The 2463-nt window shown below is 74.1% G+C and carries 4 protein-coding genes; 2 read left to right on the top strand and 2 right to left on the bottom strand.

Features of this window, described 5'->3' with window-relative positions; translation table 11 throughout:
* Positions 1-44: 44 nt before the first annotated feature.
* Positions 45-590 (bottom strand): DUF6886 family protein, encoded by a 546-nt coding sequence (locus tag ACZ6TV_RS55150; RefSeq protein WP_465309766.1) that lies wholly within the window; start codon positions 588-590, stop codon positions 45-47.
* Positions 590-1240: a CGNR zinc finger domain-containing protein gene (locus ACZ6TV_RS55145; protein ID WP_465309764.1), complete on the bottom strand. Its 651-nt coding sequence runs from the start codon at positions 1238-1240 to the stop codon at positions 590-592. The genes ACZ6TV_RS55150 and ACZ6TV_RS55145 overlap by 1 nt, the downstream gene beginning before the upstream one ends.
* Before the next feature lie 85 nt (positions 1241-1325).
* Between ACZ6TV_RS55145 and ACZ6TV_RS55140 the strand changes: the two genes are divergently transcribed.
* Both ACZ6TV_RS55140 and ACZ6TV_RS55135 read left to right on the top strand, forming a co-directional pair.
* Entirely contained in the window at positions 1326-2177 is an 852-nt protein-coding gene (locus ACZ6TV_RS55140; protein WP_465309762.1) for a pyridoxamine 5'-phosphate oxidase family protein, read from the top strand.
* A gap of 73 nt (positions 2178-2250) precedes the next feature.
* On the top strand, positions 2251-2397 hold the full coding sequence (locus ACZ6TV_RS55135; RefSeq protein WP_203844169.1) for a hypothetical protein: 147 nt from the start codon (positions 2251-2253) through the stop codon (positions 2395-2397).
* Positions 2398-2463 lie beyond the last annotated feature (66 nt).

The following is a 2463-nucleotide window of genomic DNA, read 5'->3' as shown; positions in this document are numbered from 1 at the left end:
GCTGTCTCGCTGTTGAGATAAACGTTAGGACCCGGCGGACCGGTTCAAATCCCGGAAACGTGCCACGCGCCGCGGGTCGCGTTGTGCATCCGGATCGCGCTGAACCGCAGGGTGCTGGCCGTGACCGCGGCCCAGAACGGCCACAGGTCCGGCAGCACCCGCAGCTGGATCCCGGCCGCCGCGTGCAGGGCGAAGAGGTCACCGACGGGTTCGGGCGGCCCGAGCGGGACGACGGGTTCGGACGCGACGTGCGCGTAGCCGTCGATCGGCCGGAACGGCTCGGCCGGCAGCCGGTACGCGTAGACCCGGGCCGTGCGGATCGCCTCCAGCCAGCCGTACTCGACGGCGTGGACGCGCTCGCCGCAGCCCGGCCCGATGATCCGGTCGCGGTCCTCGCCGGTCGTGTCCGGGGCGGTCCAGGCCATCGCCCGCGGGCACTGGCGCGGGAACCAGTAGTCCGGCGAGCGGTCGTGGTCGACGGCCCACACGTACGGCTCGGCCTGGCTCGCCGTCGCCGCCACGTGCGGCACGAACCGGGTGATCGTCGGGTCCTCGGAGAAGTGCAGCACCTGCCCGGGCTCCGGTCGCATCAGCCGCCTTCCGTCGAGCCGCCGTGGTGACGCCGGTAGTGCCGCGCGACGCGGGCCCGGTTGCCGCAGCCGTCTGAGCACCACTCCCGGCGTGGATGGTTCCGGATGAAGTACAGCACGCAGCCCGGCGCGCGACAGGCCCGCAGCAGCAGCCGGTCCGGCCCCGCGAACAACGCGACGGCCTCCTCGGCGATGGCCGCGACGGCGGCGAGGGCCGGGCTGTGCGCCGTCCGGGTCGCCGCGCGCGGCTCGTCGTCGCTGTCGCCGGGGGCGGGCCAGTGCAGCTGCGACCACGACGGTGCGCGGGCACACGCACGGTTGACGACAGTGACCGCCGCCTGCAGGTCGGCCGCGGTCTCCAGGTCGGCCGCGGACGGCGCGGCCGACACCTGACCACCGGTCGCCGCCGCCTGCTGGCCGGCGAGTTCCGCCGCCGGCTCGCGGTCGTCGCCGGTCACGGCGGCGGCCAGGTGGCGCAGGGCGTCGCGGAGGTCGCGCAGCTCGGCGGCCGCCTCCCAGCCGGGGATGCCGACGTCGGGCCGCGCCGAACGCAGCCAGCGCGCCGCGGCGGCCGGGTCGGCGATCGTGTCGTGCACGCCGTCGCGGTCCGCGCGCACGGTGTTCATCAGCTCGACCGGCAACGGCTCCACGAACCTAATGGTAAGGCATTGCGAAAACCATTTGGTCGTGGACTAATGGAAGGAATGCAAGCCATCCGTTAGGGAGGTGCCGACGGTGTTCCACGAAGGCGAGCTGGCGGTCCAGGAGCGGGCCGGAGTGCGGTTCGAGGCGGCCCGGCTCAGCGGCATGCTGGCGCCCGGCGGGCTGAGCCGGGGCGCCGCCGGATGGCTGGCCGAGCGGACCCTCGCCGTCGTCACGGGCCGGGACGCCGCCGGCAGGCTGTGGGCCTCCGCGCTGACCGGGGCACCCGGGTTCCTCGCGGGGCTCGGGCCGACGCTGCGGGTCGGCGCGGTGTTCTGCCCCGGCGACCCGCTCCACGACCTCCCCGCCGGGCAACGGGTCGGCCTGATCGCGATCGACTTCGCCACCCGCCGCCGGATGCGCGTCAACGGCACCCTGACCGGGACCGACGGGCTGACGATCGACGTGGCCGAGGCGTTCGGCAACTGCCCCCAGTACATCCACCCGCGCCGGCTCGAAGCGGTGCCGGCGACGCCGGCGACGTTCACCGCGCTCGACGCGCTCGGCCCGGCGGACGTGGCCGCAGTCCGCGGCGCCGACACGTTCTTCCTCGGCACCGCACACCCCGTCCGCGGCGCCGACGCTTCGCACCGCGGGGGTCCGCCGAGCTTCCTGCGTACCGGCGACGACGGCGACGAACTGTGGTGGCCGGACTATCCGGGCAACAACATGTTCAACAGTCTCGGCAACCTGGCCGCCGACCCGGCCGCCGCGCTGCTGGTGCCCGACTTCACGACCGGCCGCACCCTGCACCTTTCAGGGACCGCGACCCTCGAGTGGACCGGGGCCGGCACCGGCGCCCCCGACGAGGTCACGGGCCGGCGGGTCCGCTTCCGCCCGGCGGCCGTGGTCGCCGGCGTGCATCCCGCGCTCGCCGCCCGCTGACCGGCCCGTGTTTCGCCCGCAGCGCCCCCGGGAATCCGACTGCTCGACCGTTTCCCCCCAACGGAGGTTTTCCATGTCGGCACAGGCCGTTCTCTACATCATCGCCATCATCCTGCTCGCCGTGGCCGCCCTGCCGGTGCCGTCGCGCGGCTTCAACCTGGCGATCCTCGGCGCCGCCGTCGCCCTGCTCGCCTACGCCTGGCCGATCGTCAGCGCATAGCCACCCACTGGCACGTTTCCGGGATTTGAACCGGTCCGCCGGGTCCTAACGTTTATCTCAACAGCG

The organism is Dactylosporangium sp. NPDC051087 (assembly GCF_055586325.1).
Note: the sequence above shows the minus strand (reverse complement) of the source record. Positions and strands in the feature narration are given on the sequence as shown.